At 37.4% G+C, this 23,691-nt stretch carries 25 protein-coding genes; 15 read left to right on the plus strand and 10 right to left on the minus strand.

What is annotated here, in order from left to right; translation table 11 throughout:
• Nucleotides 1–41 precede the first annotated feature (41 nt).
• Entirely contained in the window at nucleotides 42–905 is an 864-nt protein-coding gene (locus tag BW724_RS06290) for a sensor histidine kinase (RefSeq protein ID WP_088074418.1), read from the minus strand.
• Between the two features lie 306 nt (nucleotides 906–1,211).
• Between BW724_RS06290 and BW724_RS06295 the strand changes: the two genes are divergently transcribed.
• The 3 genes from BW724_RS06295 (at nucleotide 1,212) to BW724_RS06305 (ending at nucleotide 3,547) form a co-directional block, all read left to right on the plus strand.
• The gene (locus tag BW724_RS06295; RefSeq protein ID WP_088074419.1) at nucleotides 1,212–2,024 is read left to right on the plus strand and encodes an AAC(3) family N-acetyltransferase; all 813 of its coding nucleotides are present in this window, start codon (nucleotides 1,212–1,214) and stop codon (nucleotides 2,022–2,024) included.
• A 135-nt stretch (nucleotides 2,025–2,159) separates the two neighbouring features.
• Nucleotides 2,160–2,990, plus strand: a complete 831-nt coding sequence (locus BW724_RS06300) for a MerR family transcriptional regulator (protein WP_088074420.1) — start codon at nucleotides 2,160–2,162, stop codon at nucleotides 2,988–2,990.
• Between the two features lie 293 nt (nucleotides 2,991–3,283).
• The gene (locus BW724_RS06305) at nucleotides 3,284–3,547 is read left to right on the plus strand and encodes a hypothetical protein (protein WP_088074421.1); all 264 of its coding nucleotides are present in this window, start codon (nucleotides 3,284–3,286) and stop codon (nucleotides 3,545–3,547) included.
• A gap of 99 nt (nucleotides 3,548–3,646) precedes the next feature.
• Here BW724_RS06305 and BW724_RS06310 read toward each other — a convergent pair whose 3' ends face one another.
• On the minus strand, nucleotides 3,647–3,823 hold the full coding sequence (locus BW724_RS06310) for a GNAT family N-acetyltransferase (protein ID WP_176371320.1): 177 nt from the start codon (nucleotides 3,821–3,823) through the stop codon (nucleotides 3,647–3,649).
• Nucleotides 3,824–3,953: 130 nt separating this feature from the next.
• On the opposite strand from BW724_RS06310, the gene BW724_RS06315 reads away from it, so the two are divergent.
• The 3 genes from BW724_RS06315 to BW724_RS06325 all read left to right on the plus strand — a co-directional run bounded on the left by BW724_RS06315 (nucleotide 3,954) and on the right by BW724_RS06325 (nucleotide 9,015).
• Nucleotides 3,954–5,783 (plus strand): putative bifunctional diguanylate cyclase/phosphodiesterase, encoded by a 1,830-nt coding sequence (locus BW724_RS06315; RefSeq protein WP_088074423.1) that lies wholly within the window; start codon nucleotides 3,954–3,956, stop codon nucleotides 5,781–5,783.
• A 271-nt stretch (nucleotides 5,784–6,054) separates the two neighbouring features.
• Nucleotides 6,055–7,326 carry a DUF2254 domain-containing protein gene (locus BW724_RS06320; RefSeq protein ID WP_088074424.1) on the plus strand — a complete coding sequence of 424 codons (1,272 nt, stop codon included), beginning with the start codon at nucleotides 6,055–6,057 and terminating at the stop codon, nucleotides 7,324–7,326.
• Nucleotides 7,327–7,569: 243 nt separating this feature from the next.
• On the plus strand, nucleotides 7,570–9,015 hold the full coding sequence (locus BW724_RS06325; protein ID WP_088074425.1) for a hypothetical protein: 1,446 nt from the start codon (nucleotides 7,570–7,572) through the stop codon (nucleotides 9,013–9,015).
• Nucleotides 9,016–9,075: 60 nt separating this feature from the next.
• Here the strand turns inward: BW724_RS06325 and BW724_RS06330 are convergent, their stop codons facing one another.
• From BW724_RS06330 to BW724_RS06340, 3 genes are read right to left on the minus strand one after another with little or no spacing between them, the layout of a single operon-like run.
• Nucleotides 9,076–9,792 carry a MerR family transcriptional regulator gene (locus BW724_RS06330; protein ID WP_088074426.1) on the minus strand — a complete coding sequence of 239 codons (717 nt, stop codon included), beginning with the start codon at nucleotides 9,790–9,792 and terminating at the stop codon, nucleotides 9,076–9,078.
• 10 nt (nucleotides 9,793–9,802) lie between these two features.
• The gene (locus BW724_RS06335) at nucleotides 9,803–10,537 is read right to left on the minus strand and encodes an ABC transporter permease (RefSeq protein ID WP_088074427.1); all 735 of its coding nucleotides are present in this window, start codon (nucleotides 10,535–10,537) and stop codon (nucleotides 9,803–9,805) included.
• Nucleotides 10,537–11,253, minus strand: a complete 717-nt coding sequence (locus tag BW724_RS06340; RefSeq protein WP_088074428.1) for an ABC transporter ATP-binding protein — start codon at nucleotides 11,251–11,253, stop codon at nucleotides 10,537–10,539. Before BW724_RS06340 ends, BW724_RS06335 begins: the two co-directional genes overlap by 1 nt.
• A 201-nt stretch (nucleotides 11,254–11,454) precedes the next feature.
• On the opposite strand from BW724_RS06340, the gene BW724_RS06345 reads away from it, so the two are divergent.
• Together BW724_RS06345 and BW724_RS06350 are read left to right on the plus strand one after the other, a co-directional pair.
• Nucleotides 11,455–11,925: a hypothetical protein gene (locus BW724_RS06345; RefSeq protein WP_088074429.1), complete on the plus strand. Its 471-nt coding sequence runs from the start codon at nucleotides 11,455–11,457 to the stop codon at nucleotides 11,923–11,925.
• On the plus strand, nucleotides 11,900–12,349 hold the full coding sequence (locus BW724_RS06350; RefSeq protein ID WP_088074430.1) for an MORN repeat-containing protein: 450 nt from the start codon (nucleotides 11,900–11,902) through the stop codon (nucleotides 12,347–12,349). Before BW724_RS06345 ends, BW724_RS06350 begins: the two co-directional genes overlap by 26 nt.
• 150 nt (nucleotides 12,350–12,499) lie before the next feature.
• On the opposite strand, the gene BW724_RS06355 is transcribed toward BW724_RS06350, so the two are convergent.
• From BW724_RS06355 to BW724_RS06365, 3 genes are all read right to left on the minus strand, one after another.
• Entirely contained in the window at nucleotides 12,500–13,141 is a 642-nt protein-coding gene (locus BW724_RS06355) for a hypothetical protein (RefSeq protein ID WP_088074431.1), read from the minus strand.
• A 124-nt stretch (nucleotides 13,142–13,265) separates the two neighbouring features.
• On the minus strand, nucleotides 13,266–13,697 hold the full coding sequence (locus BW724_RS06360) for an NUDIX hydrolase (RefSeq protein WP_088074432.1): 432 nt from the start codon (nucleotides 13,695–13,697) through the stop codon (nucleotides 13,266–13,268).
• A 158-nt stretch (nucleotides 13,698–13,855) separates the two neighbouring features.
• Nucleotides 13,856–14,269 (minus strand): hypothetical protein, encoded by a 414-nt coding sequence (locus BW724_RS06365; RefSeq protein WP_088074433.1) that lies wholly within the window; start codon nucleotides 14,267–14,269, stop codon nucleotides 13,856–13,858.
• A 361-nt stretch (nucleotides 14,270–14,630) separates the two neighbouring features.
• Between BW724_RS06365 and BW724_RS06370 the strand changes: the two genes are divergently transcribed.
• The gene (locus BW724_RS06370) at nucleotides 14,631–15,137 is read left to right on the plus strand and encodes a GNAT family N-acetyltransferase (RefSeq protein WP_088074434.1); all 507 of its coding nucleotides are present in this window, start codon (nucleotides 14,631–14,633) and stop codon (nucleotides 15,135–15,137) included.
• A 30-nt stretch (nucleotides 15,138–15,167) separates the two neighbouring features.
• On the opposite strand, the gene BW724_RS06375 is transcribed toward BW724_RS06370, so the two are convergent.
• A complete protein-coding gene (locus BW724_RS06375; RefSeq protein WP_088074435.1) occupies nucleotides 15,168–15,965 on the minus strand; it encodes a class I SAM-dependent methyltransferase in 798 nt (265 codons plus the stop codon).
• 212 nt (nucleotides 15,966–16,177) lie between these two features.
• On the opposite strand from BW724_RS06375, the gene BW724_RS06380 reads away from it, so the two are divergent.
• The gene (locus BW724_RS06380) at nucleotides 16,178–17,437 is read left to right on the plus strand and encodes an ATP-binding protein (RefSeq protein WP_176371321.1); all 1,260 of its coding nucleotides are present in this window, start codon (nucleotides 16,178–16,180) and stop codon (nucleotides 17,435–17,437) included.
• Nucleotides 17,438–17,468: 31 nt separating this feature from the next.
• Nucleotides 17,469–17,885, plus strand: coding sequence for a VOC family protein (locus BW724_RS06385; RefSeq protein WP_088074437.1), 417 nt, complete (start codon nucleotides 17,469–17,471; stop codon nucleotides 17,883–17,885).
• Between the two features lie 37 nt (nucleotides 17,886–17,922).
• Here BW724_RS06385 and BW724_RS06390 read toward each other — a convergent pair whose 3' ends face one another.
• Nucleotides 17,923–18,282 carry a hypothetical protein gene (locus BW724_RS06390; protein WP_088074438.1) on the minus strand — a complete coding sequence of 120 codons (360 nt, stop codon included), beginning with the start codon at nucleotides 18,280–18,282 and terminating at the stop codon, nucleotides 17,923–17,925.
• Between the two features lie 317 nt (nucleotides 18,283–18,599).
• Here BW724_RS06390 and BW724_RS06395 point away from each other — a divergent pair, with 317 nt between their 5' ends.
• The 4 genes from BW724_RS06395 to cobA all read left to right on the plus strand — a co-directional run bounded on the left by BW724_RS06395 (nucleotide 18,600) and on the right by cobA (nucleotide 23,641).
• A complete protein-coding gene (locus BW724_RS06395; RefSeq protein ID WP_088074439.1) occupies nucleotides 18,600–18,893 on the plus strand; it encodes an RNA polymerase alpha subunit C-terminal domain-containing protein in 294 nt (97 codons plus the stop codon).
• Between the two features lie 455 nt (nucleotides 18,894–19,348).
• Nucleotides 19,349–21,775, plus strand: coding sequence for a nitrite reductase large subunit NirB (gene nirB / locus BW724_RS06400; RefSeq protein ID WP_088074440.1), 2,427 nt, complete (start codon nucleotides 19,349–19,351; stop codon nucleotides 21,773–21,775).
• Nucleotide 21,776: 1 nt separating this feature from the next.
• The gene (nirD, locus tag BW724_RS06405; RefSeq protein ID WP_088074441.1) at nucleotides 21,777–22,097 is read left to right on the plus strand and encodes a nitrite reductase small subunit NirD; all 321 of its coding nucleotides are present in this window, start codon (nucleotides 21,777–21,779) and stop codon (nucleotides 22,095–22,097) included.
• 71 nt (nucleotides 22,098–22,168) lie between these two features.
• Nucleotides 22,169–23,641 (plus strand): uroporphyrinogen-III C-methyltransferase, encoded by a 1,473-nt coding sequence (cobA, locus tag BW724_RS06410; protein WP_088074442.1) that lies wholly within the window; start codon nucleotides 22,169–22,171, stop codon nucleotides 23,639–23,641.
• Nucleotides 23,642–23,691: the final 50 nt, after the last annotated feature.

Genomic DNA, 23,691 nt, shown 5'->3' on the forward strand with positions numbered 1-23,691 from the left:
TTATTTTTTGTTAGGGCTCGACTTAAAAAATATAGTCACATTTAATTTATAGTTGGAACGGAGAATGTATAATCATTTTCCGTCGCTTTTGAAAATGAGATTTCTATGCACACCACATTTTCTATGATATCGACTTTCAAAGAACCACTATATTTATCGATAACTTCTTGGATAATTGCTAGGCCGTATCCCCTATCTGCTTCTCGTTTAGAAGAAAAACCAATTTTGAAATGATCATCACATATCTCTTTTACAGAAGAAGTATTTCTTACAATTAAGGTTACTGTTTCACCCACCTTAATGATCTCTAATTCTATCCTTCGTTGTGAATCAGGCATTTCCATTGTTGCATCATAGGCATTATCTAGTAAGTTACTAATCAATCGTATTAAATCGGTGGAAGACAAAATCTTTTCAATTTCTTCATTTGCAATTATCACATGAAAGGGTATACCTGCTTTTTGGTATTTTTCCATTTTAGAATATAGCATGGAAGAGAGTATAGGACTTTTTATCGTCAGAGCCTTATTTGTAATGTTAATATTCCCTATCATTTCTTGCATGTATTTATCAGCCGCATCGAAGTTTTTTAATTTCATTAGTCCAGAAATAACCGTTAAGTGATTATTTAGATCATGGCGGTCTGATCGCACGGAAGTAACTAAAGAACGGAACTCTTCAACATGAGTAGTTTCAGTATTATAAATTTTTCGTTTCTCCTCGCGTTTAAAGATTTTCCCCAATACATAAAGAGATAGAATGTTTAATAATATGACGAAAATTAAGTGAATGGGGACCCCAATCACATGTAGTGCATCGTCCTTTAAACCTGCGATGGAGATAATACTGAAGAAAACTAACAACAGCTGAACTAAAATGATAAGTACTAAAGTGACATGATTCATAACAGTATATATGTGGCAAGTATTAAATCTTCAAAATAAGAGCCACTTACTCCTTAATAGTTAGTTTCATATATAGAATTATACCACAAAAAATGATGAATTTTGTCGTAAAAAATAAATTGTGAAAAATCATCCTTTAGTATAATAGGAGAAAAAGTTACTTTAAAAAATCTAAAAATGCTATGAGATAGAAATTATTTTTGATGAATGATAAATATATCAATCTGCTACTGTATTTAATAGTTTCACAATATAACTAGTGTATAATGTTCTTATCAACTATCTGTTGGAAAGGATTATATCAATATGCATAATAAGGAATCATTAATGGAGCAATTAGAAGCGATGGATATTAATAGGGAAGGAACTGTTTTAGTTCACTCCTCTTATAAAAGTATTGGGGAAGTAGAGAATAGGGCAGAAACTGTGTTAGATGCTTTCTCTGAATATATGAAAGACGGCCTACTAGTTTTTCCAACCCACACGTGGTCATTTATCAATCAAAAGAATCCGAAGTTTGATGTAGAAGAATCTCCTTCGTGTGTAGGGATCCTTCCAGAGTTATTCAGAAAACGACCTGGAGTAGTCCGTTCCTTACATCCTACGCATTCTGTTGCAGCACTTGGAAAGGATGCAGTGCCTTTTACTTCGGGGGATGAGAAATGTGATACTCCTTGTGCAAGGGAATCAGCATGGGGGAAATTATTAGATCGACAAGCAACCATCTTATTAGTAGGAGTAGACTTAACTCGTAATACATATATGCATGGGGTTGAAGAATGGCTTGATATCCCTGGCAGATTAACCACAACACAAGAGATGCTTTATACTGTTTTACCTGATGGAACAGAAATATCCGTTCCGTCCTATCGACATACAGGAACGCCTTGGTCTGACTATTTCTGGAAGGTGGAGGAGCCTTTCAAGGAGTTGGGAGCCGTAAAAATGGGGACATTCGGCGATGCGAAGGTAATGGTATGTGATACAGTAAAAATCTATGAGATCTTAACTGTAATGTTGGGAATGGATCAAGACGTATTTTCCGATAATACTCCTCTTGAAGATACTTTTTTACAAGATTTTTATGAAGAGTGGGAGAGGGTTAGGTTTGTTGGGTAGCTTAGGCTGAGCGAATGAAGGAAAGGGTCTGGAGTAGATATCATTTAAAACATCATTTTTCTAAAGAATCTCACATAAGTAATTGACTGTTCCCTTGGGGCACGTGGTAAAAAGAGAGCAAGGGAGGGCTAGAAGATGCAGATAAAAGATGTAGAAAAGCGTACAGGATTAACTAAAAAAGCGATTCGGTATTACGAGGAAGCAGGTCTTATCCAGACAGAAAGAAAGGAAAATCGTTACAAGGAGTATAGTGAAGATACCGTTGATACCTTGTTGCATGTTAAGCAGCTCCGACTGCTGGATTTTTCAATTGAAGAGATCAAACTAATTTTTTCCGAAGAGAATCATGAAGACATCATCTACGAGAAAATGAAGCAAAACGAAGAGAAACTGAAACAGGCATATGGGGTCAAGAAGGTGCTTGAAAAGGTATTGGATGGGGAATCGGTTCGTGCCCTAGATGTGGAACAATTACTCCTTGACGAAAAAAAGCAAACGTACACCTATATACGGAATAATAATTTATTATTTGGACTAATAAATGTGTTGGCGTTCGTAGCTATTTACATGTTTTTCTTTTCTCGAATGGAGACAGTAGGAGGCGCAACTGGGAATTTAATGGTCCTTTTGTTTGTGCAAGTGACAACGGCAGCAGTGTGGATGGGGGTACAAGAAAAACGTAAGAAGAGGGCAAGGGCAGAAGGAATATTGATGAAGGAGATAAAACCGCTGGAAAGAATTGTCCAATTTGCAGTCCATACCTTTACGTATATCTTATCCGCCCGAATGTGTGTAGAAGGCTTTTACTATGCCGGTAAATATCTGGAGTGGGGAGAATCAATGTCTTTGGTGATTGGTAATGTGGCATTAGGACTGTTCATGTCTACCATCGGTCTCTTTATGCTAATTGCGAGTTTCCTAGATACGAACAAAGAAGTAGAAGACTATCTTCCAACCACTAATTGAATGTATTCTTACGTTACTTTAGTGGTGGTCGACGAAGGGTGTGTAATGATTTGTTGATCATTACACACTCCTATATTTATGTCTGTTGTAAAACTACTTAGTTGCCCCAAATATATTAGAAAAAAGAAACCATTACTACTATGACTCTATGCTTTAAGAGTAAAATGGAAAAATTTATGTTGTTATGATTAGATAGGTAATGAGTTCTCAGAAAAATCACTAAGTTATTTAGCCAGTAATTTCTAGGCTAGTTTCTATTGTCTCATGTGAGTAGGGGAGGTTAGGTGAATTACATGGATATATTATTTAATGTATTGTCTTCAATCTTAATTGTAATTTTTCCATTGTTACTTATATTCGGTTTTATTCTTTACTTAAAACGTTCCTTTATATATCTCAGTCTACTAGGTGTCCTAATAATAATATTTGAAGTTCTTATCTTCTCTATGACTAGTAATTGGTCTAACATTCTACTTGGTATCATAGCTATTTCAAAACTATTGTTTGCTATTTATTTTTTTATCCTTATCATTCCATGGATTCGTCCTTCAACTTAAGGAGTTTTAATGCATCTAACCCTTTACTTGTAGAATACATGTTTAAGCATACTCATCCTTAAACGATTAACGAATTTACTATTTCTTAATCTATCTTGTCTAAAAATACCCACCCTCTTCTACATACCCCTTATGAATATATGATTTGATTGCCTGTTTATTATCTACTTCGACTCTTAGCCACATCTTGTTTAAATCTAATTCGCCAAATCCAAATATCATCATTTCTTTCATGGCAGCAATTCCTAAAACCTTTACCCCAAGGGTTCTTACCAATATGGGCTCTGAAGTGGGACGTGGAACCTGTCCCTCCGTCCCCAATTCAAATTTTATTTCTTGTTTTATTTTGTTACAATATCTACATCGAAATTTTATATTACATATTTCCTGAGCAAGGAGCAACACGATGAAGCATACAGGTAGAATTGTAGGAGTATTATTGCCTTTTACATTTAATCTATTTTTTTTCCTAAATTCTAATGACATCCCAATATCTAGTGCAAGTATTTATTTATTGTTTATCTTAAATGGTGTTGTAGGCTATTTTTTTGGTTTGCAATTTGATAAGTATATGTTTTCTAAAAGGGAATTGAATGATAGCAAGCTAAGCTTAAAAGAATATGCTGATGCCATTAAGTCTACGATGGATGGTGTAGCAATCTTAAATGAAGTTGGAGAATATCAATTTTTTAACCAATCATTCTTAAATATTTATAGATATGAAGATGGTGAGTTATTAGGGAAAGCATGGCAAGTAGTATATAAAGAAGAAGAATTACCTTGGATCGAACAAAATATCCTTGTGGCACTAAACACGAATGATTTTTGGCAAGGGGAGTTAATAGGATTGAGGAAGGATGGCACCACCTTCCCGCAAGAAGCAACCTTATCCAAAATCAAAGAAACGAATGGTTTTGTCGTTGTTGTTCGGGACATTTCAGAGAAGAAAGCGGCTGAGGAATATATTAAGCAAATGGCAACACAAAATGAACTGACGAATTTACCTAATCGAAGACTGTTGCTTGATCAATTAAATACATACATTGATAACGATAAGAAGTTTGCAGTTTTGTTTATGGATTTGGATCGGTTCAAGATGACGAATGATACACTCGGTCATTCTGTTGGTGATCAACTGCTGAAAGAGGTTGCTAGTAGACTTTTATCTTTTAAAAACGATAGGACATCCATTTATCATCTTGGTGGGGATGAGTTTATCGTTGTATTGTTAGATTATTTAAATGATGAAGTAAATAATTTGGCAGAAAAAGTAATTCAGGCAATCGATAAGGTTTATGTTATTGATGAATTTGAAGTGTATATAACTACTAGCATAGGTATCAGTTTACATCCAGATAGTACGAATAACGCTGAAAAGATCATTTCCCTTGCTGATACGGCTATGTACAATGCAAAGCTAAAAGGGAAAAACACGTATCAGTTGTATAATGCAGAAATAAATGAGCAGCTCCATAGAAGGGTGAATATCGAAAGAGAACTTAGGTATGCTGTCGAAAAAAATGAGTTGAGTCTAAACTATCAGCCAAAATTTAATCTACAAAATAATAAAGTCATTGGTATGGAAGCCCTACTGCGTTGGGACAATTCTACGCTTGGTCGTGTTTCTCCAATTGAGTTTATCCCGATTGCAGAGGAGACAGGAATGATCAACTCGATTGGATTATGGGTAATTAAACAAGCTATTACGCAGATGAAATTATGGGAGAAACAAGGATTTACAAATTTAAAGGTGTCAGTAAATTTATCCCTCATTCAACTTCGTCATCGTCATTTTGTTGATTCTATTTCTACTACATTGCGCCAATCTGGAATAGATCCAGCCTTATTTGAATTAGAAATAACGGAAAGCATGATGGAAAGTGTAGAAGAGATTCTTCCTACACTTGAAAAGATAAAGCAACTCGGGGTTGGCATCTCCATTGATGACTTTGGAACTGGCTTCTCATCCCTCAGTTATTTAAAGCGTCTTCCAATTGATACTATTAAAATTGATAGAAGCTTTATATTCGATCTGGTTCAAGATTCTAGTGATGTAGCTATTGTAAAAAGTATTTTAGACATCGGAACTAATTTACAGCTTTCAGTAGTAGCAGAAGGAATTGAAACAGAGGAGCATTTACGGTTATTGAAGGATTTAGGCTGTCCCATTGGGCAAGGATATTACTTTAGTCCACCAGTACCAGTAGAAAAAATTGAAGAGTTATATTTAAAATAAAAAGGGAAGGCTGGTGTGAAATCGGTATGGAGCCGATTTCACCCAGCTTTTTTTGATAAGTGCATTGTTAACTAAAATAACCTATATGAATTAATTGATATGTAATGGATCGGTGGAGTATTTTTATGTATGCATATGAAGGAGAGGCTTCGGGTAATGATAATAGGAATTTCGTGACATACTGTGTAGGTATACGAACATTATTTATATAAAAACAAATTGGCTTTACACAACATGTAACTTACTAGTAGATCAGGGGGATTACACACCTATGAAATATTTTCTCCTGCAAATTAAACAAACCATTTGGCTTTTACCGAGCCTATATTGTTTATTTGCCTCGCTTTTGGCCTTTGGCGTGATTTATTTAGATACGGTCCATGGGGAGGCAGTTACGCAAACGATCCCTCCTCTATTTTTGATAAGCGTTGACTTAGCCCAAACGATTTTGGGGACGATTGCAGCAGCCCTTTTAACAATGATCACCATCACGTTTTCCACAATCATGGTCGTGTTAACAACGTATTCCTCCCAGTTTTCCCCACGAACCCTGTCTGACTTCATTACGAACAAAGTCACGATGCGGGTCCTTGGCGTTTATATGGGGGGCATTATGTATTCGATTCTTACCCTTCTGTTCATGAGGGAGGATCTGAAGCATGAGGTGATTGCTGGACCGATTGGCGTGTTGATTGCCATCATTTGTCTCGCTTTCTTTGCGTATTTCATCCATCACGTGGCCAACTCAATTCAAGTGAGCAATCTCATTAATAAGGTAACAACTTCGACTTTAAAGGCAATGGAACATAGACTTACTCCGAATAAAGATGAAGTGATTAAGATAACTTGGGACAAGCCATCATTGCCCCAAAGTGCGAATCGTTTCGAGGTGAAAAGCGATACGCTAGGATATATCCAACTACACGAAACGCACCGTTTGTTAGAAACGGCTTTGGATAAAAAGCTTGTGTTTGAGTTAACCAAGCCTGTTGGGGCATTTGTCAAACCAGGAGATACGTTGATGATCATTTATTATCAAAACCATGGGTCTCATCCAAAACTCGATTTTAGGAAGTATATTAAAATCGGAAATGACAGGACGATGTTTCAGGACGTGGAGTTTGGGATTCGAAAAATTGTTGAAGTAACATTGCGAGCAATTTCCCCGGGAATAAATGATCCGAATACAGCAGTTGACTGTATCCTTCATCTAGGAAAGCTGCTGGCTGAAGTGAGTAAATACGATGGAAGCTATCTCAACTATTACCATGACGGCGAGATTAAGGTTACTACGATGCAAACTCCCTTTAAAGATATTTTATATGGGGCGTTTTTTCAGATATGTCATTACGGAAGAGAGGATATCTCCATTCTTTTAGCCATGTACGATGCCCTCATCACCATTGTGGAAGAAGGAGATCCGTCGGTGGAAGAAGTAGTTAGGCAGTTTAGTGAATATATCAATGCCAATTTTAACAAAGAGGCCATTCATGAAATGGATATGCCCTATTTAAATAGGAAGAAGGAGCGGCTTGGGTACTAGCAAGAGTATAGGATTAGGAAATAGTTTCGTAAAAATTACACTTCCAACTGAAGTCTCTTAGAGTTTAGCTATAAATCGACCTAAACAACACAGTGCTAGTCTATATCATGCTGAAATATTAATCTATAAAAAGAATGATAATTCTGATATTATTATTTTACATGAAAGAGGCCTATTGGAGTATTGGAGTTATTATGATGTAATGTCTCATGATGTAGAGATTATTGTAGAGGAGCACACTGTGTGAGTGAATTAACGAATAAACTTAGAAAATATATAAAAGGCAACCCGGATATCATGATCGAAAAGGACGATTATGATACTACTATTGTTGATGCGAAGACAGGTGATTTGTATGCAAATATTTATTTCAGTGACGACGGGTCATTCAGTGGATTTGAAATAGATCCATATAACGAAGAAGAGGGACAAGAGGAGGAAGAGTCTCCCCCTCATACTCCCTTATCTGAAAGAGAGATAGCTGATTTTTTACAAAAAGGAGATCAGTTTGTTGCTGACTTTCTAACAGCACCTGTAGAATTTGGCATGTTTTCGGAATGGTTAGAGAACAGCTACATCATGATTTATGAAGAGATCGATCAAAAGCTGGATATTCCAATTCCACATACTGGTTGTACTCTGTATTTTAATCGAAAAGGCGAGATTACCTCTGCGAACCTTGGTCATCAAAGATACATGCTAGAATATCCTAATGTTACTATTACGAATGAAGAAGCGAAAGCTATTTTCCTACATGCATCGGTGATAGAGTTAGTCATCCAGGCAGAGGGAGATGGAAACGTAGAGTTAATTTATCGAATGAACCCTGCTTATATCGGTGTTAAAGTTAATGGAGAAATTGATAATGTGTTGGAGTTTATGGGAGCAGAAGAAATTCCGGTTTATCCACTAAAGGAAACGGTTGTGAAGGAAAGTATAGAAACAATGCTAGGTATTACCAATGATTTTGTCATGTTCAAAGATGATGGAGAATCAAAGCTTTGGGTGGAAAAAGATATTTTTGATGCTGCAGAGGATACAGAAGAAATTGTGCATAAGGTTTCCACTTTTGAAGATGAAACAGGATTTTTCATCGAGTCAAACGTTGTGTGGGAAAAATCAGATACACCGCTCTCACTTGAAGTTTTACAAGAACAGGCCATTTCGTTTTTAGAGAGTGTTGTTGGTGATGTACATACGAAATATTGTCTAGAGGAGCCTCAACACAACGAAGATGAATTAACAGAAGAGGACAGTGAAATAATTCTAGAGGTAGAAGACCTAGATGATTTAGAAATGGACGACGATTTTTTTCCAAGTGAACCTACTCAAATGTTTACCTTTCAACGCTATCATAAAGGCATGAAGATCGAAAGTTATGATATCTATATCCACGTAGGTTTGTTTACCGGAATTATTCGGGAATGTAGTGGCTCTAAATTAAATGAATCTCAGCTACAAGCTCTTAATATTAAGCCAAGTATTCCTTTGGAAGAAGTAGAGGAACGTTTTTTCCAAGAAATCGACTTGAAACTAACGAGATGTGTGAAAGATTTTGATGATACCTCCGTATATACTCTATCATTTACTGTAGACTATCCAGGGGAAATGGGGGCTATTGAAAAAATTAATGCACATACAGGACGCGTGACCTATGTGGATACAGGGATTATTAGGGAAACTCTTTAAATCATGCACATTATCTAGCGGGGAAGTGGGACGAGGTACCTGTCCCCTTGTCCCCCTTCCTCACTTTTTAAATAATGCTAGTGTCTCATTTGCCCCCTCAATCGCTTCTTCTAATGATTTTACTAGTCGGTCCGTAACAGTAACGATGTCTTCATTCTCTGTTGGACTATTCAGGATCTCTATAATATTTGGAGAGGGTCGATGGATTTGTGAGAGTAATCGATGTATTGAATTGATGGAATAATGAGCGCTTCTTAAACTCCGAATAACTCTTAACTGCTCCACCTCTTTCTCACCGTAAATACGAAAACCATTCTCCAACCTTGGGACATCGATGAGACCATTACGCTCCCAGTTTCGTACTGCTTCTGGAGTAATATCTAACAGCCTCGCAACCTCTTTCCGTGTATATTGCCTTACATCGTTAATCGGATTTTTATGGAGCCAGTTTTCGACTACCTTCACAGCGACCAAGGCGTACTCATATTCCTTTTTTAGATGACTAAGATAGTCTTGGGTTAGCTCTTCTGCTTTTCCAAACTGCTCTTTTCCACAAGTATAAACAATGTCGCGGGCCATTTTTCGAATATTCCCTTGCACGATTTCGCATTGAAACAAGGTGCGTGCAACCTTTAATTGGAATAAATGGATATCGGAATATACTCGATACCAATTATTCTTTCTTGGGACAGGCGATATAAACCCCCACTCTTCGTATATTCGAACAGTGTTAGGGTGTACCCCAACGATCTGTGCGATTTCTTTTGTTTTGTACACCCTAAAACACCTACTTCCATTTGAAAAATTTGGTTGCTCCACCTAAACCAATTAGTATACATAATGTTAACACTCCGAAATGAATGAAACCATCTGACATCGGTTCTCCAACACTAGTTTGCTTCAAAAGATGTATTCCATGAGAAAGTGGAAGAATGTCCATACCCCATTGAACAAATCTTGGCATGACTTCGTATGGGATTGTCGCCCCTGAAAAAAGTAGCATGGTAAAATAGGCAACCGAGGACCATAAATTTGCAGACTTTTGGTCTTTTACTAAACTTCCTATGAAAATACCAATACTATACATGGCCAAAGTTACGTATGCAAAAATCAATAAAAATAAGGGCCAACTACCACTCAAGGTGTAGTCAAATACTAATTGATAGACGAGAGTGACCCCAATAAAAGATATAATTGCAGCAATAAGCTGGATAACTCCTTGTGCAAAAAGAATGGTCAGGGGCGATACTGGAGTTACTTGGAATCTTTTTAGTATCCCACGGTGACGGTAGTCCGCAATAGTCAATGGCAATCCCATTACTCCAGTTGCTAAAATACCAATTGTTACTACAGCTGCATATGACAAATCAAATGTAGAAAAGCCCATGGAAGCATCATTGTTCAGCAAATAGCCAAATAGGAGAGATAATAGAATCGGAAAGCAAATTCCAAATATGAAAATATCCATTCCTTTCCATACCAATTTACCTTCTATTTTTAAAAATGTAGTAAATGTACTCATCACCACTTATCCTCCTCACCAGAATAATATAAATATGCTTCTTCAAGGGACGTCTTCTTACTAGACTCCAGGGCAGCGCTAACCGTACCTTTGAAAACAGTTACCCCATCTCGTAGAATGATAATTTCATCGCATAAAGCATCTACTTCATCCATGTAATGGGAAGTAAGGACGATGGATAGACCGTTCTTCTTCATATTTTGGAGATGCTGCCATAGAATTCTGCGGGCTTTCGTATCAAGCCCTGTTGTAAGCTCGTCCAAAAAGACTAGTTTTGGATTAGGAAGTAAAGCAAGTAATACAGCTAAACGCTGCCGTTCTCCTCCTGATAGGGATTTTACTAGTTGATTTTCTTTCCCCTCCAAACCGAATGTTTGTATCAGTTGGGATAAGTCACCCGTTTTCTTATATAATGATTGCCACTGTTCACAAGCTTCTTTTACAGTGATTTTATCCTGGAAATTTGTTTCTTGAAACTGAACACCGACTTGTTCAAATACTTCTTTTCTATTTCGTATTGGAGACTTTCCTAAAATGGAAAGCTCTTCAAACTTACTTTTTTGCACACCAAGTACTGCAGCAATCGTCGAAGATTTTCCAGCTCCATTTGCCCCTAGCAATCCAATGACATTCCCTTTTTTTAGGGTAAAACTGATGTTGTCGACTGCCTTTTTTGAGCCATATGATACAGTCATATTTTTTACAGATAAAACCATATTAATCCTCCTTAACAGGTAATAGGACATTACTATATCAAAGAGATATAGGGGTGGTGTAATATTGGAGGGTTTTAGTATTCATAAACAAAAAAACTTTATTTTTCTAGTATTGAGAAGAAAGGCCAGCGTAGCAAAAAATAAATAGCCTATGTATGTTGAGGGTGATCATTTTATTTTTTGTTGAGGAGTGTGGTCGTTATGAAACGATGTAAAGTGTGTAGAAGGAAGCCGAAGCTAGGAAGACGGGTAAACTGTGAGGGGATTTTATTTTGCTCGGATGATTGTTATGAAGACTATGAGAATTCCCCTAATGATTTCAGTCACCCTTATATTGATGATTATGAAGCGGTTCGGTTTGAGTACATGGAGTGGATGAAAGATTACGAGGACGATCTTTATAAGTATTGGTTATTTGGATCGCCGAGGAAGGCAGATTTAATAGCAGATATTGATAGTGTAATAGGGGAATTTCATGACTATTATCGTTTAGAAAGAACTGATGGCATTTTTTCACAAGAAATCTATCAATATTTACTTCAACTTGAAGAGTTACAAATAGTGATTGCTGAGTGGGAAGTAGACGGGAATGAATTGAAGAAACGGCGTAAACAACTTGAACGAAAGAGAAGGGAGGCTATGATCGATGAAGAAAGGGAGAATATATTATGATAATGGAAATTTGAAATATGATGGTGAGTTAAAAAATAATGAACCTCATGGTGAAGGCATAGGATATTGGGAGAATGGTATTGATGTTTGGTTTAAAGGTACTTTCAAAAATGGGAAGCCATTTGGAAAAGGGAAGTTTTATTACAATACGGGTCAACTTCGCTATGAGGGAGAATTTGAAGGGCTGGAATACGTAGGACAAGGAACGGAATACTACGAAAATGGACATGTGAAATTTACTGGTCGCTTCCGAAAATGTCATTACTTTTTTTACGGTGCAAGACTATACGTAGAAGGAAAACTTTATTATAAAACTGGAAAGCTTCGTTATGAAGGAACGTTTAAGGGATTTAAAAACTACGAATTTGATACAGGGACGGAATACTTAGAAGATGATAGGATCATTGTTCATGGTAGGGATTAAGATGGAGCGATGTTAAGTCCTGCCTATTTCTTGTATTGTACATATAAAAAAGCATGAATAAAAATTGCTCAGTTCCATTTGAACCGAGCAATTTTTACTTTTTTTTGTTTTGGTAACTCGCGTCCGTTAGTTTTACTTCACAGAAAATTATCACGTTAATATAGCATCGGACATTTCTTCTATTTTTTCCTCGATTTCCTCCTCGGTCATCTTAGAAGTAATTTCTACATAAACTCGGTAATACGTTCCATCGTTTTCAACCTCAAAAATAAAGTATGCAAACCTGCCATCACCTGTCATAGCATCGAATGTGTAATCATAAACAACTTCTTTACCTACTATTTCAACCGTATATAGCTCATCTCTATCCTTATCTGGACTGACAACATCAAATGGACTCCTCTTTATAATTAAATTAATGGGCTGAATAGTCTCACCTGATTTGTAATACGGACCATAGATGGAATATCCCCCACTTTCAACAATCTCGACTTCTTTTAGATTCTCCATCGCTTCTTCCATTTCTTCTGTTACAAATACATCCGCATTATATGTGATATGAAGTTCTTCTTCTGTATCGAAGTCTTCATCATGAGGTACGTAATACATACTCACGATCGTATAATCTTCAAAATGAGGAAGGTGATAAGGGAATGTGACATGACTTTCTGCGGCCTCATATACATGTTCTAGATGTTCTCCCTCATGGTTATTCTGACTGCCTAGTTCAGTACACCCCATAAGATTGAATGAAGCCAAAAATAAAGTTACGAATAATAACTTTTTTTTCAAGAGTATCACCTCCTCTTTTATGGAATTTATGTCTTATTTAATTTCATTTCCTAGATTTCTTCGGTAATGTGATATGTGCAGGATCAGTATCGCTTTTTCCCATTAAGGCCTCTCTGTGTTGATCTCAAAATTCTATATAAAATGGGTGGGTACTTTCATCTAAACAGTATTCAATTCTTTGTCTGAAATTGTGCCACTCTACCATCTCTAATGCTTGCTGGATAGGGAAGAAGCCGACTTCCAAACTCTCTGAAGATGTAGTTAATTTACCCCCAATCGGCTTGGCTAGAAATAATGTATTGCAGATGGATTGGTTCACATTTTGGAATACGCCACAAAATTTTAATACCTCAACCTCAATCCCAGATTCCTCTTTAGTTTCCCTTATTGCGGCTGCTTTTAGAGATTCTCCTTCTTCAACTTGTCCACCAGGCATTTCCCAACCCCTTCTAGGACCCTTGATTAATAATATTTCTCTTTGTTCATTGATTACAATTGTTGCTGCCGAAACAATATGTTTTGGTGGTGAATAAATTGTTTGTGGTTTTTGTTCCATTTGACATCCCCATTTCATAAAAATTATGTATATACTTTTTTACTTTAATAATGATGTTAGTAGAAAATGTAGGTGAAATCTCCTTATTTAACGTGTTTTTCCCGATAGGGGCATAAGTGAAGTAATAGCTTTTTCCCACTACCCATCCGTTTGTTAAATTAATTTTGATTTTTCACTAGTGAGTTACGCTTTTTTGTATAGATAAAAGAGATAATCGTCCCTATAAAACTTATTGCCGTAAGGTTTATCCAAATATACGTAGCCCGGTCTCTTTCTCTCCACGCCTCAACCATGAATCCAGAACGCGCATGTTTATTATGGTCTTGCATTACATGGGAATAAGAACTGTGCCTATCTTCCTCAGTTACTAAGGGGGTTTCCTTGAGCCTGCTACACATTCCGACTCCTCCGCAATGTGCAACCCATGGTTGTCCCACCCAATTATCTTGCTTATAGTAAAGGGTTGTATTTCTTGGTAAAACATCGGTAGTTTCTATTTCAGACCAACGAAAAAAACTAGAAGATATTAATAAAGCGGTTACAACCAATAAAATATAAAAAGTCCATTTCAATTAAATCACTCCAAACGCCATGATTACCTCTTGCTATTAAACTCCTTTCCACCCTTGAGTAAGTTGCTCCGTTCACATACTATATACATATTTTAACATAGGTAGTTTGATATTTATTGAATTACTCAAATTTTTCCAACTTTACTTTTGTCCTATCCTCTATATTTAGGGTAAGGAAAGGAACCCGTTAGTATGCTAATAACGGGTTAGTTCAGAGTTGCAAACAAGCTTTTCAAAACAAATTGGATATTTATGTTAAAATGAATGGGAGGAATAGATAGACTTTGTGAAGTGATGTACTTAAAGGACGAGGTGATTAATACAAGTATATGGCCAAAAATAGTATTTGGAGGGTCAGGTAATGAAGAAAATTATCGAAACAGAGAGACTGTATCTTAGGGAACTAATAATGGAGGATATACAAGATTTATCAAAAGTTCTTTCAGACCCAGAATCTATGCAATACTATGCCGAGCCGTTTAATCAGGAGAAAGTGGAACAATGGATCCAATGGAGTATTAATAATTATAAAAAATATACCCATGGTTTATGGGCAGTTATTCTAAAAGATGGGGAGAAATTCATTGGAGACTGTGGTATTACAATGCAAGAAATAGAGAATGAAGTAGTACCGGAAATTGGTTATCACATTATAAAGGATTATTGGAATAAAGGTTATGCAACAGAAGCCGCAATTGCCTGTAAGGATTATGCATTTAATGTTTTGAAATACCCCAAGATATTTTCCTATACAACGCTTGAAAATATATCTTCACAGAAGGTTGCAGAAAAAATAGGAATGCAGACATATAAGATATTTAAGAAAAATGGTGAAAGACAAATTGCACAAGTGATATGTAATAAATAAGGGATAAGATTTTCCTTAGCTTTTAAATTCTTAGGGGTTGTGAAAAATCAGGTGTTGTTTAACTCCAACGACGCGTATTCTTTTATAGTCAGCAATCCAATCGCCCTCACTATATAGGGTTTCCTTTAGATTTTCTTCGACGTTACTCACGATTTGGTTGGTGGTGTTCTCAGGGATACCAACAAACAACTGATTGCAGAACAAATCAATCCAATTTTTTAAACCATTATCGCCAGCCAAAATCGTTGGTCTATCATAGTGCTGAGCAAAGGTCACTCTGAAGCCCACTTCTTCCATTAACTTCGCATACTCAGCAATACTTGGATAAAACCAAGGGAATTGCTCCTGCTTAAATTCTAATCCATATGCCTTTATTTGCTTAATGATTTCATCTGTTATCGTTTGAACGTTGCCTTTTCCTCCAAATTCAGCTACAAATCTTCCGTCTACTTTAAGACTATTGTAAATCCCCTGCAGTGCCTCTTTAGGGGAGGTTACCCAGTGAAGTGCTGCGTTTGAGAATACGGCATCGAATTCGCAATCATAATCTAGAGCTGTGGCATCTTGAATCTTAAACTGTATATGAGGGTATTTCCTATTTGCTTGTTTAACCATATTTTCCGATTTATCTACTCCGATAATGTCTACGCCAGACTCATATAATGTATTGGCTAAATCCCCCGTCCCGCAGCCAAGGTCAAGAATACTTTCTCCCTGCTTTGGAGCTAGCAATGTTACCAAACTCTCCCCAAAATTTGAAACAAAAGCATGTTGATCATCATATAAATTAGCATCCCAATTGTCTTTTCCAGCTTCACGTGATCCCATATATCCCCACTCTCCTATGTATATATTTGTTAATTAATTATAATACACTTTACTGTAGTGGAGGGCATGTAATTTCTGATAAGGAATAATTTTCACCAAAAACTCGGGAGTGTTATTCCCAGCACTTTTTCTCATAATTACTTTCTAATATATTCCTAATTAGAAAATTCTGTGTTATGTTAAAAGTACTTTTATGAAGTTGGGAGATGCACATGGAAAATTTACTTATTAATATACTTTTTGTTTTATTACCGATTCTTTTTTTCCAAATCTTTTATATTAATACTGATTCGAAGTATAAAAGAGTTTCCCTAGCTGCCGTATTTAGTATCTCTATTATAATATGTATGAATTTTCCAATTACAAACTATGAAGGACACTACTTTGATTTTAGATATGTTCCATATGTATTAGGAGCCCTTTATGGCGGGAAAAAAGTGGCTATTACTCTGTATTTTGTCATTTTAGCTTATCGATTTTATTTGGGGGGCGTAGGGTTTTATATTGCCGTCTTCGATAGTACTATATTATTATTTATTCTACTATTGGTTTTACTACCAAAATATCAAGCATATTCTCTCAAAACTAAAATTAGTAGTATGATGGTTCTGCTTGCACTTGTTAATATTATTAGCTTATTTTTATGTCATTCCTTATTTGGCTTTATCCTTCACGCTCCAACTGTCTTATTAGTTTCCTTTGTGATTGCACAAGCTGTTACAATCGGGCTTTCTGTTTATTTTATTGAATACTTAAAAGCAATGGATACCATGAAAAAGCAACTATATCATAATGAAAAATTAAAAAGCCTTAGTGAAATGGCGGCTAGCATCTCGCACGAAGTTCGTAATCCGTTAACCGTCACAAGGGGGTTTATCCAGCTACTTAAGAGCCCTGATATTGATGAGGAGAAAAAGAACAACTATTTAGATTTGTCTCTTAGGGAATTGGACCGTGCTGAGTCGATCATTACTGATTATCTAACGTTCGCAAAACCACATGAGGACGTTGAACTTGAATTAATAAATGTTATTGATGAAATGAATTATGTTGCGAATGTGATGCAGCCTTATGCATTAATGCAGAGTGTCTCAATTACCAAAGAGTTCTTCACTAGTGAGAGTTATATTTTAGGAACGAAAAAACATTTCCACCAATGTTTTATTAATCTAGCTAAAAATGCGATTGAGGCGATGCCAAACGGTGGAAAACTAGTGTTTAAAATAGATCAAGAAAATAGAATGACAACGATAGAGTTGATTGATACTGGGATAGGAATGACCACAGAGCAAATTGAAAGATTAGGGGTTCCTTTTTTCACAAACAAAGAAAAGGGTACTGGGCTAGGTACTATGGTAGCATTCAGTATTGTGAAAGCAATGAAGGGAGAAATAAATGTGAATAGTAAATTGAACGAAGGAACGACATTTACTATTTCGATTCCAGAGTGCGTCAAGAATGATGCGACGTGAACATAAATGCTAAATGGAAGGTGGAGTGTTTATGATTGTAACACCTAATTTTCACTTTAATGGAGAATGTTTGGAGGCTTTACGTCTTTACGAGAAGGCCTTTGGTGGTCAGTTGTTGATGTGCCTCCATTACAATGAGGCGAATCCAGAGGATATGTCTACTGAGAACCTTTCAGAAGAGCAAAAGCAGTATGTCTACCATGCAGAGATGATGATTGGGTCTCAACGATTTATGTTTTCTGATTCCCTTACTACCGTGCCAACAGGGCAGCATATCTCCATTGTCATTACTTTCAACAAACCAGACGAAGTAAGAGGAGCTTACAACGTACTAAAGTTTGGAAGTACCATCATCCACCCATTACATGAGACAACCTACAGTAACTTAATGGTTTCGTTGATTGATAAGTTCGGGATGAGATGGGAGCTGATGACGGAAAGAGCATAGTTTTGAATATGAACTATGGAGATGAGAGACACTGTCGTCACTGTCTAAATTCTGAGACGATGTACTTTAATGCGTAATATACTAAAATGAATATTGGTACAACAAATAAGAAATGGTTGAATAGAGTCAATAAAAGGGTATGAATTTTACTCAATCCAGGTCTAAAATTTATCGCAGCATAATAGTTAGGTACGAGTAATAGAGCACTTGACAATAGTGTGAAGATAAGCGCGCTCATTATATGTGCATAGGTATAGGACCCAGATACAGAAACAAAATATCTAATGACAACAACAAATGTTACGATTAATGAGAAGAATGCAAAAATAATCGAAAGCAAATAAATATACCAATACTTAAGGTGCGTCGTGAATAATTCGCTAAAATAGTTTTCCATAGCACAGCCTTCCTTAATTTATAACTCTCATAATTATGTTTTCAATTATATAGAACAAAAGCCTACAGTACCCTCGTCAAACTCAATGATATAACTACGAGTAAATAGGTTTAATTACTTTCTATATCTACTAACTTCAACTGATAAGTTATTCGCATCTTGGGTGTGGCGCCCATAATATACATTATATTACAGATAGCGAGCTTTTTGCTATTGTATTTTAATATGATGAGATTTTTAATGTAATGGTTATTTGATATCGGAATGAAAATAAGTAGTATGTTAAATTGGAAATCAAAATCGGTAGGAGTGTTCATATGAAAACAGAAAATAAAATGAGAGTGTGTGCTAAAGGGCATAAGTATTATAAAAGTAGTGATTGCCCAAGTTGTCCTACTTGTGAAATAGAGAATAAACCTGAAAGTGGCTTTCTATCAAAACTAAGTTCACCTGCTAGAAGTGCCTTAATTCACGAAGGGATAGATACATTATCTAAACTCTCAAACTACACAGAAAAAGAAATTCTAAAAATCCATGGCATTGGGCCAGCCTCCTTACCAACTATGAGAACTTTACTAGAAGATGCTGATTTATCATTTAAGAAACAATAACACTTTTGTGCCTGTTCACTGATGTGGTAAGAACTTTACTACATCAGTGATCAGGCATTTTTAGTAGCACACTAACATCAAGAAATAGTTCCCGAACCGGCCGAGTGCCAGAATCTCCGGGCACTATCACCAAGAAATAGTTCCCGAACCGCACTAGTCCCAGCTGCTCCGGGCACTAACATCAGAAATAGTTCCCGAACCTCACTAATCCCTGCTGCTCCGGGCACTATCACCGAACACTTCATTTATATAGTTGCCTCACTTTCCCCCTCCCACCCCTTAAAATGTCGAATTTGTGAAACTGTGAACAATAATTCTCTAGATGTGATGAATATCACACACAAAAGAATAAATAAAATTTAATATAAGTATATAAAGAGTATTCATACATCACGAATATTAATCTATCAAAATAGTACTTAATTCGAACACACCCATAACTGGAGGGAGTAGTAATGAAACACTTAGTGATGATCGGAAATGGAATGGCTGGAATCAGGGTGATAGAAGAGATCTTACAACAAAATAGAGAGATGTATCAAATTACTATTTTCGGAGCTGAGCCTCACCCGAACTACAATCGAATCAAATTATCCAATGTACTACAAGGTGATACAACAATTGATGACATAATCATGAACGAGTGGGATTGGTATAGAGAAAACAATATAGATCTACATGTAAATGAAGCAATCGTTCAAATTGACACCAATAACAAACAAGTAATCTCTGAAAAAGGTACAATCGTTTCCTACGACGAGCTATTAATTGCAACAGGTTCCTCTTCTTTTATCTTACCGATACCAGGTGCGGATAAAGATGGTGTAACCGGGTTTCGTGATATAAAAGATTGTGAAACGATGATCAAGGTTGCGGAGAAATATAAAAAGGCCGTAGTCATTGGTGGTGGTCTACTAGGGTTAGAAGCTGCGAGAGGGTTACTAAACCTTGGAATGGAAGCTAGCGTAGTTCATTTGGCACCACATCTAATGGAAAGACAACTAGATTCAACTGCTGGTGCGATGCTGAAAAACGAGTTGGAAGCACAAGGAATGAAGTTTTTCATGGAAAAGCAGACAGCAGAAATTCTCGGTGAGGAGCGCGTAACTGGTCTTCGCTTCACAGACGGAAGCGAAATCGAGGCAGATCTCATTGTCATGGCCGTTGGAATAAAGGCGAATACTCAGGTTGCACAAAACACTGACATCATTGTGAATCGCGGAATTGTTGTGAACGACTTTATGGAGACGAACATTCCAAACGTTTACGCTGTCGGAGAATGTGCCGAGCACCGTGAAGTGACGTATGGATTGGTGGCACCACTTTATGAGCAGGCGAAAGTGCTTGCAGCGAAGTTAACTGGAAACGAAGTCGATGGATATGAAGGGTCTATTGTAGGAACACAATTAAAAGTTGCAGGTGTTGACTTGTTCTCTGCAGGAGAAATTGATGAAGATGATCGTACAAAATCAATTAAAATACACAATGATTTTGACGGTGTGTATAAGAAGATTCTAATCCGTGATAACCGCATTGCTGGTATCGTCCTCTATGGCGATACGTCAGATGGTCAAAAGCTATTCCGAATGCTATTGAAAAGAGAAGATTTGACTGGAATGACAAGTACGCAAATTCTTCACACTCCATGTGGTGGAGGAGGCGGTGGTGAAGACGTTGCTTCCATGCCAGATGATGAACTTGTTTGTGGCTGTAATGGTGTTACGAAGAAAACGATCGTTGATGCTATCACAACAAACGAGTTAACGACCGTTGACGAAGTAGGCGGTTGTACAAACGCCGGTCGTTCATGTGGAAGATGTAAAGATTTAGTCGGTGATATTCTTGCATATACGCTAGGAGATTCTTTTGATAAAAATGCTGCAACGAAGAAAACACTTTGTGGGTGTACCACATTAGATCGAGAAGAAGTTGTAGCTGAAATTCAAGAGAAGGGTCTCAACTCCACAAAAGAAGTAATGTATGTTCTCGGTTGGAAGAATGAAGAAGGCTGCTCTAAGTGTCGCCCGGCCCTCAACTATCTACTGGGCATGCTGAATCCTACGGAATATATCGATGAGAGCAATTCACGCTTAGTGAATGAAAAGATGCATGCGAACATTCAGAAGGACGGAACATACTCCGTTATTCCGAGAATGTACGGTGGTGTGACAACAGCGGAGGATTTGAAAAAAATCGGTGAGGTTGCTGAGAAATATGATGTTCCTCTTGTTAAGTTGACAGGTGGACAAAGAATCGGTTTATTCGGAGTTAAAAAAGATGATTTGCTTCCAATTTGGGAAGAGCTCGATATGCCTTCTGGATATGCGTACGGCAAAACACTTCGTACGGTGAAAACATGTGTAGGTAAGACCTTCTGCCGTTACGGTACACAAGATTCCATGAGTCTCGGAATCGAATTGGAGAAGAAGTTTGAGCGGTTGGATACTCCTCACAAATTTAAAATGGGCGTATCTGCTTGTCCACGTAACTGCGCAGAATCTGGAATTAAAGATATTGGATTTGTTGGTGTAGACGGAGGCTGGGAAATATATGTAGCTGGGAATGGTGGTACAGATTTACGCGCTGGTGACCTCCTATGTACTGTCAAAACAGAGGAAGAAGCGCTGGAAATGACTAGTGTGTTCCTTCAATATTACCGTGAAACTGCGAATTACTTGGAGCGTACTTCCCATTGGGTAGAACGTATAGGATTGGAAAACATTAAAGAAGCTATCGCTGATCCTGAGACTAGAAAGCAACTAGTAGAAAGATTAGAAGTGACATTAACACGTTATACTGAGCCTTGGAAAGAAGCACTTGAGAATAAAGAAATTCAAGAAAAGTTTTATAAAAATCGTCAAATTAAAGTAGAGGTGAACTAATATGAACGCTTTAAAAATCCCAGTAAAAGTTGCAACCTATGAGGAATTGGTACCACAAGTTGGACAGCCAGTCTTAATCAATGATAAGCCCATTGCTCTCTTTAAAGTAACGAGTGGTGAAGTGTATGCGATAGAGGACAAGAGCCCGCACCCAAAGGGCGGCGTTCTATCAGAAGGGTTAGTTAGTGGTCACTATGTGTTTTGTCCCGTATATGATTGGAAAATCTCACTAGCAGACGGCCTAGTCCAAGCACCTGATGAAGGAAAGGTACAAACCTATAAAGTAGAAGTTCGCGATGGAGATGTGTATGTCAGCTTGTAAGCACAGCTTTAATAAATAGAGGGAAAAGCGCCGCTAGATCGCTGTCTCCCTCTTCACAGGGGGAGAACAGCATGAAACAAACAGGAAGCGTCTATTTAGTTGGAGCAGGACCTGGTGATATCGGACTTATTACAGTGAAAGGTTTAGAAGCGATAAAAAAAGCAGATGTTATTTTATATGACCGACTTGCAAACCCTAAACTTCTTGATTTTGCAAAACCGGATTGTGAGCTCATTTACTGTGGTAAACTCCCACAACGCCATTTTTTACGACAAGAATCAATTAATGATTTATTAATTGTGAAGGCACTTGAAGGGAAAACTGTGACACGACTTAAAGGTGGAGATCCGAGCGTCTTTGGTCGTGTTGGGGAAGAAGCTGAGGGACTAGCAGAACATGGTATTCGATTTGAAATTGTGCCTGGTATCACGTCAGGAATCGCTGCACCCATTTATGCTGGAATTCCTGTCACTCATCGGGAGTATGGCACGTCGTTTGCGGTTGTTACTGCTCACGATAAATCGAACAATGGCCAACCAAACATTGATTGGGAAGGACTTGTCAAAGGGGTCGACACGATCGCCTTTTATATGGGAGTAGCAAACCTGCCGTTCATCTGTGAGAACATGATAAAACACGGCAAGGCATCATCTACTCCTGTGATCTTGATTCAATGGGGGACTTTCGGTCGCCAGAAAACATTGGAAGGAACGCTTGAAACGATTGCTGAAAAAGTCCGTTCATCAGGTTTTACCAATCCAGCCATTACCCTTGTTGGAGATATCGTTAATGTCCGTGAAAAATGTAAGTGGTTTGAAAACCAACCTCTTTTTGGCAGCCAAATTCTGTTGGCACGTACAAGTGAAGGGGAAAGTGATCTTGCTCGTCAACTAAGGGAGCAAGGAGCGGACGTTATAGAATATCCAAAGTGGAAAAGTACGCCTGCCATCATGGAGGAAGACATCCTATCCAACCTTTGTACCTATGATAAAGTGCTGTTTACATCTCCTGAAAGTGTAGCACAATTTTTTACTATCCTTGCAGAACGGGAGATTGATATTCGCCACCTTCATGCGGAAATCTATGTTCCTTCAGTAAAGTCTAAAAAAGCCCTTTCCTCTCGAGGAATTGTAGCAAAATTAGCAACTACTATGGAAGAGGCTGGTACCCTTTTAATCATCGGCGACAGTACAATACGCTCTCAAACGCTTGAAAATACGGTGAACTACGGTTCCCATGATGTACTTATCACTTCTGAAAAAACGATAGATGAACAATTTTTACCGATTGTGGAGCGCATGTTGGAAGAAGCGGACATTGATACAATCATCTTCCCAAGCAGCTTGTCCATACAGCCAATCGTGGAAAGTAGCAGTGCGGCGATTCATACGTTACTAGGAACTTCCAAGATCGTTGCTATGGGGGAAAAAACGGAAATAATGGCTGCAACTCATGGTTTGAACGTTAATATAAGACCTACTAAGCCAACGGTAGAAGAGTTGATAAAATCCTTAACCATAGATGAGGAAAAAGTGTTGATATAGACATCAGCAAGGATGAAGTGATTGATGAAAGAATTGGATTTTGACAGGAG

This window comes from Litchfieldia alkalitelluris, from assembly GCF_002153425.1.
Classification (GTDB): domain Bacteria; phylum Bacillota; class Bacilli; order Bacillales; family Salisediminibacteriaceae; genus Evansella; species Evansella alkalicola.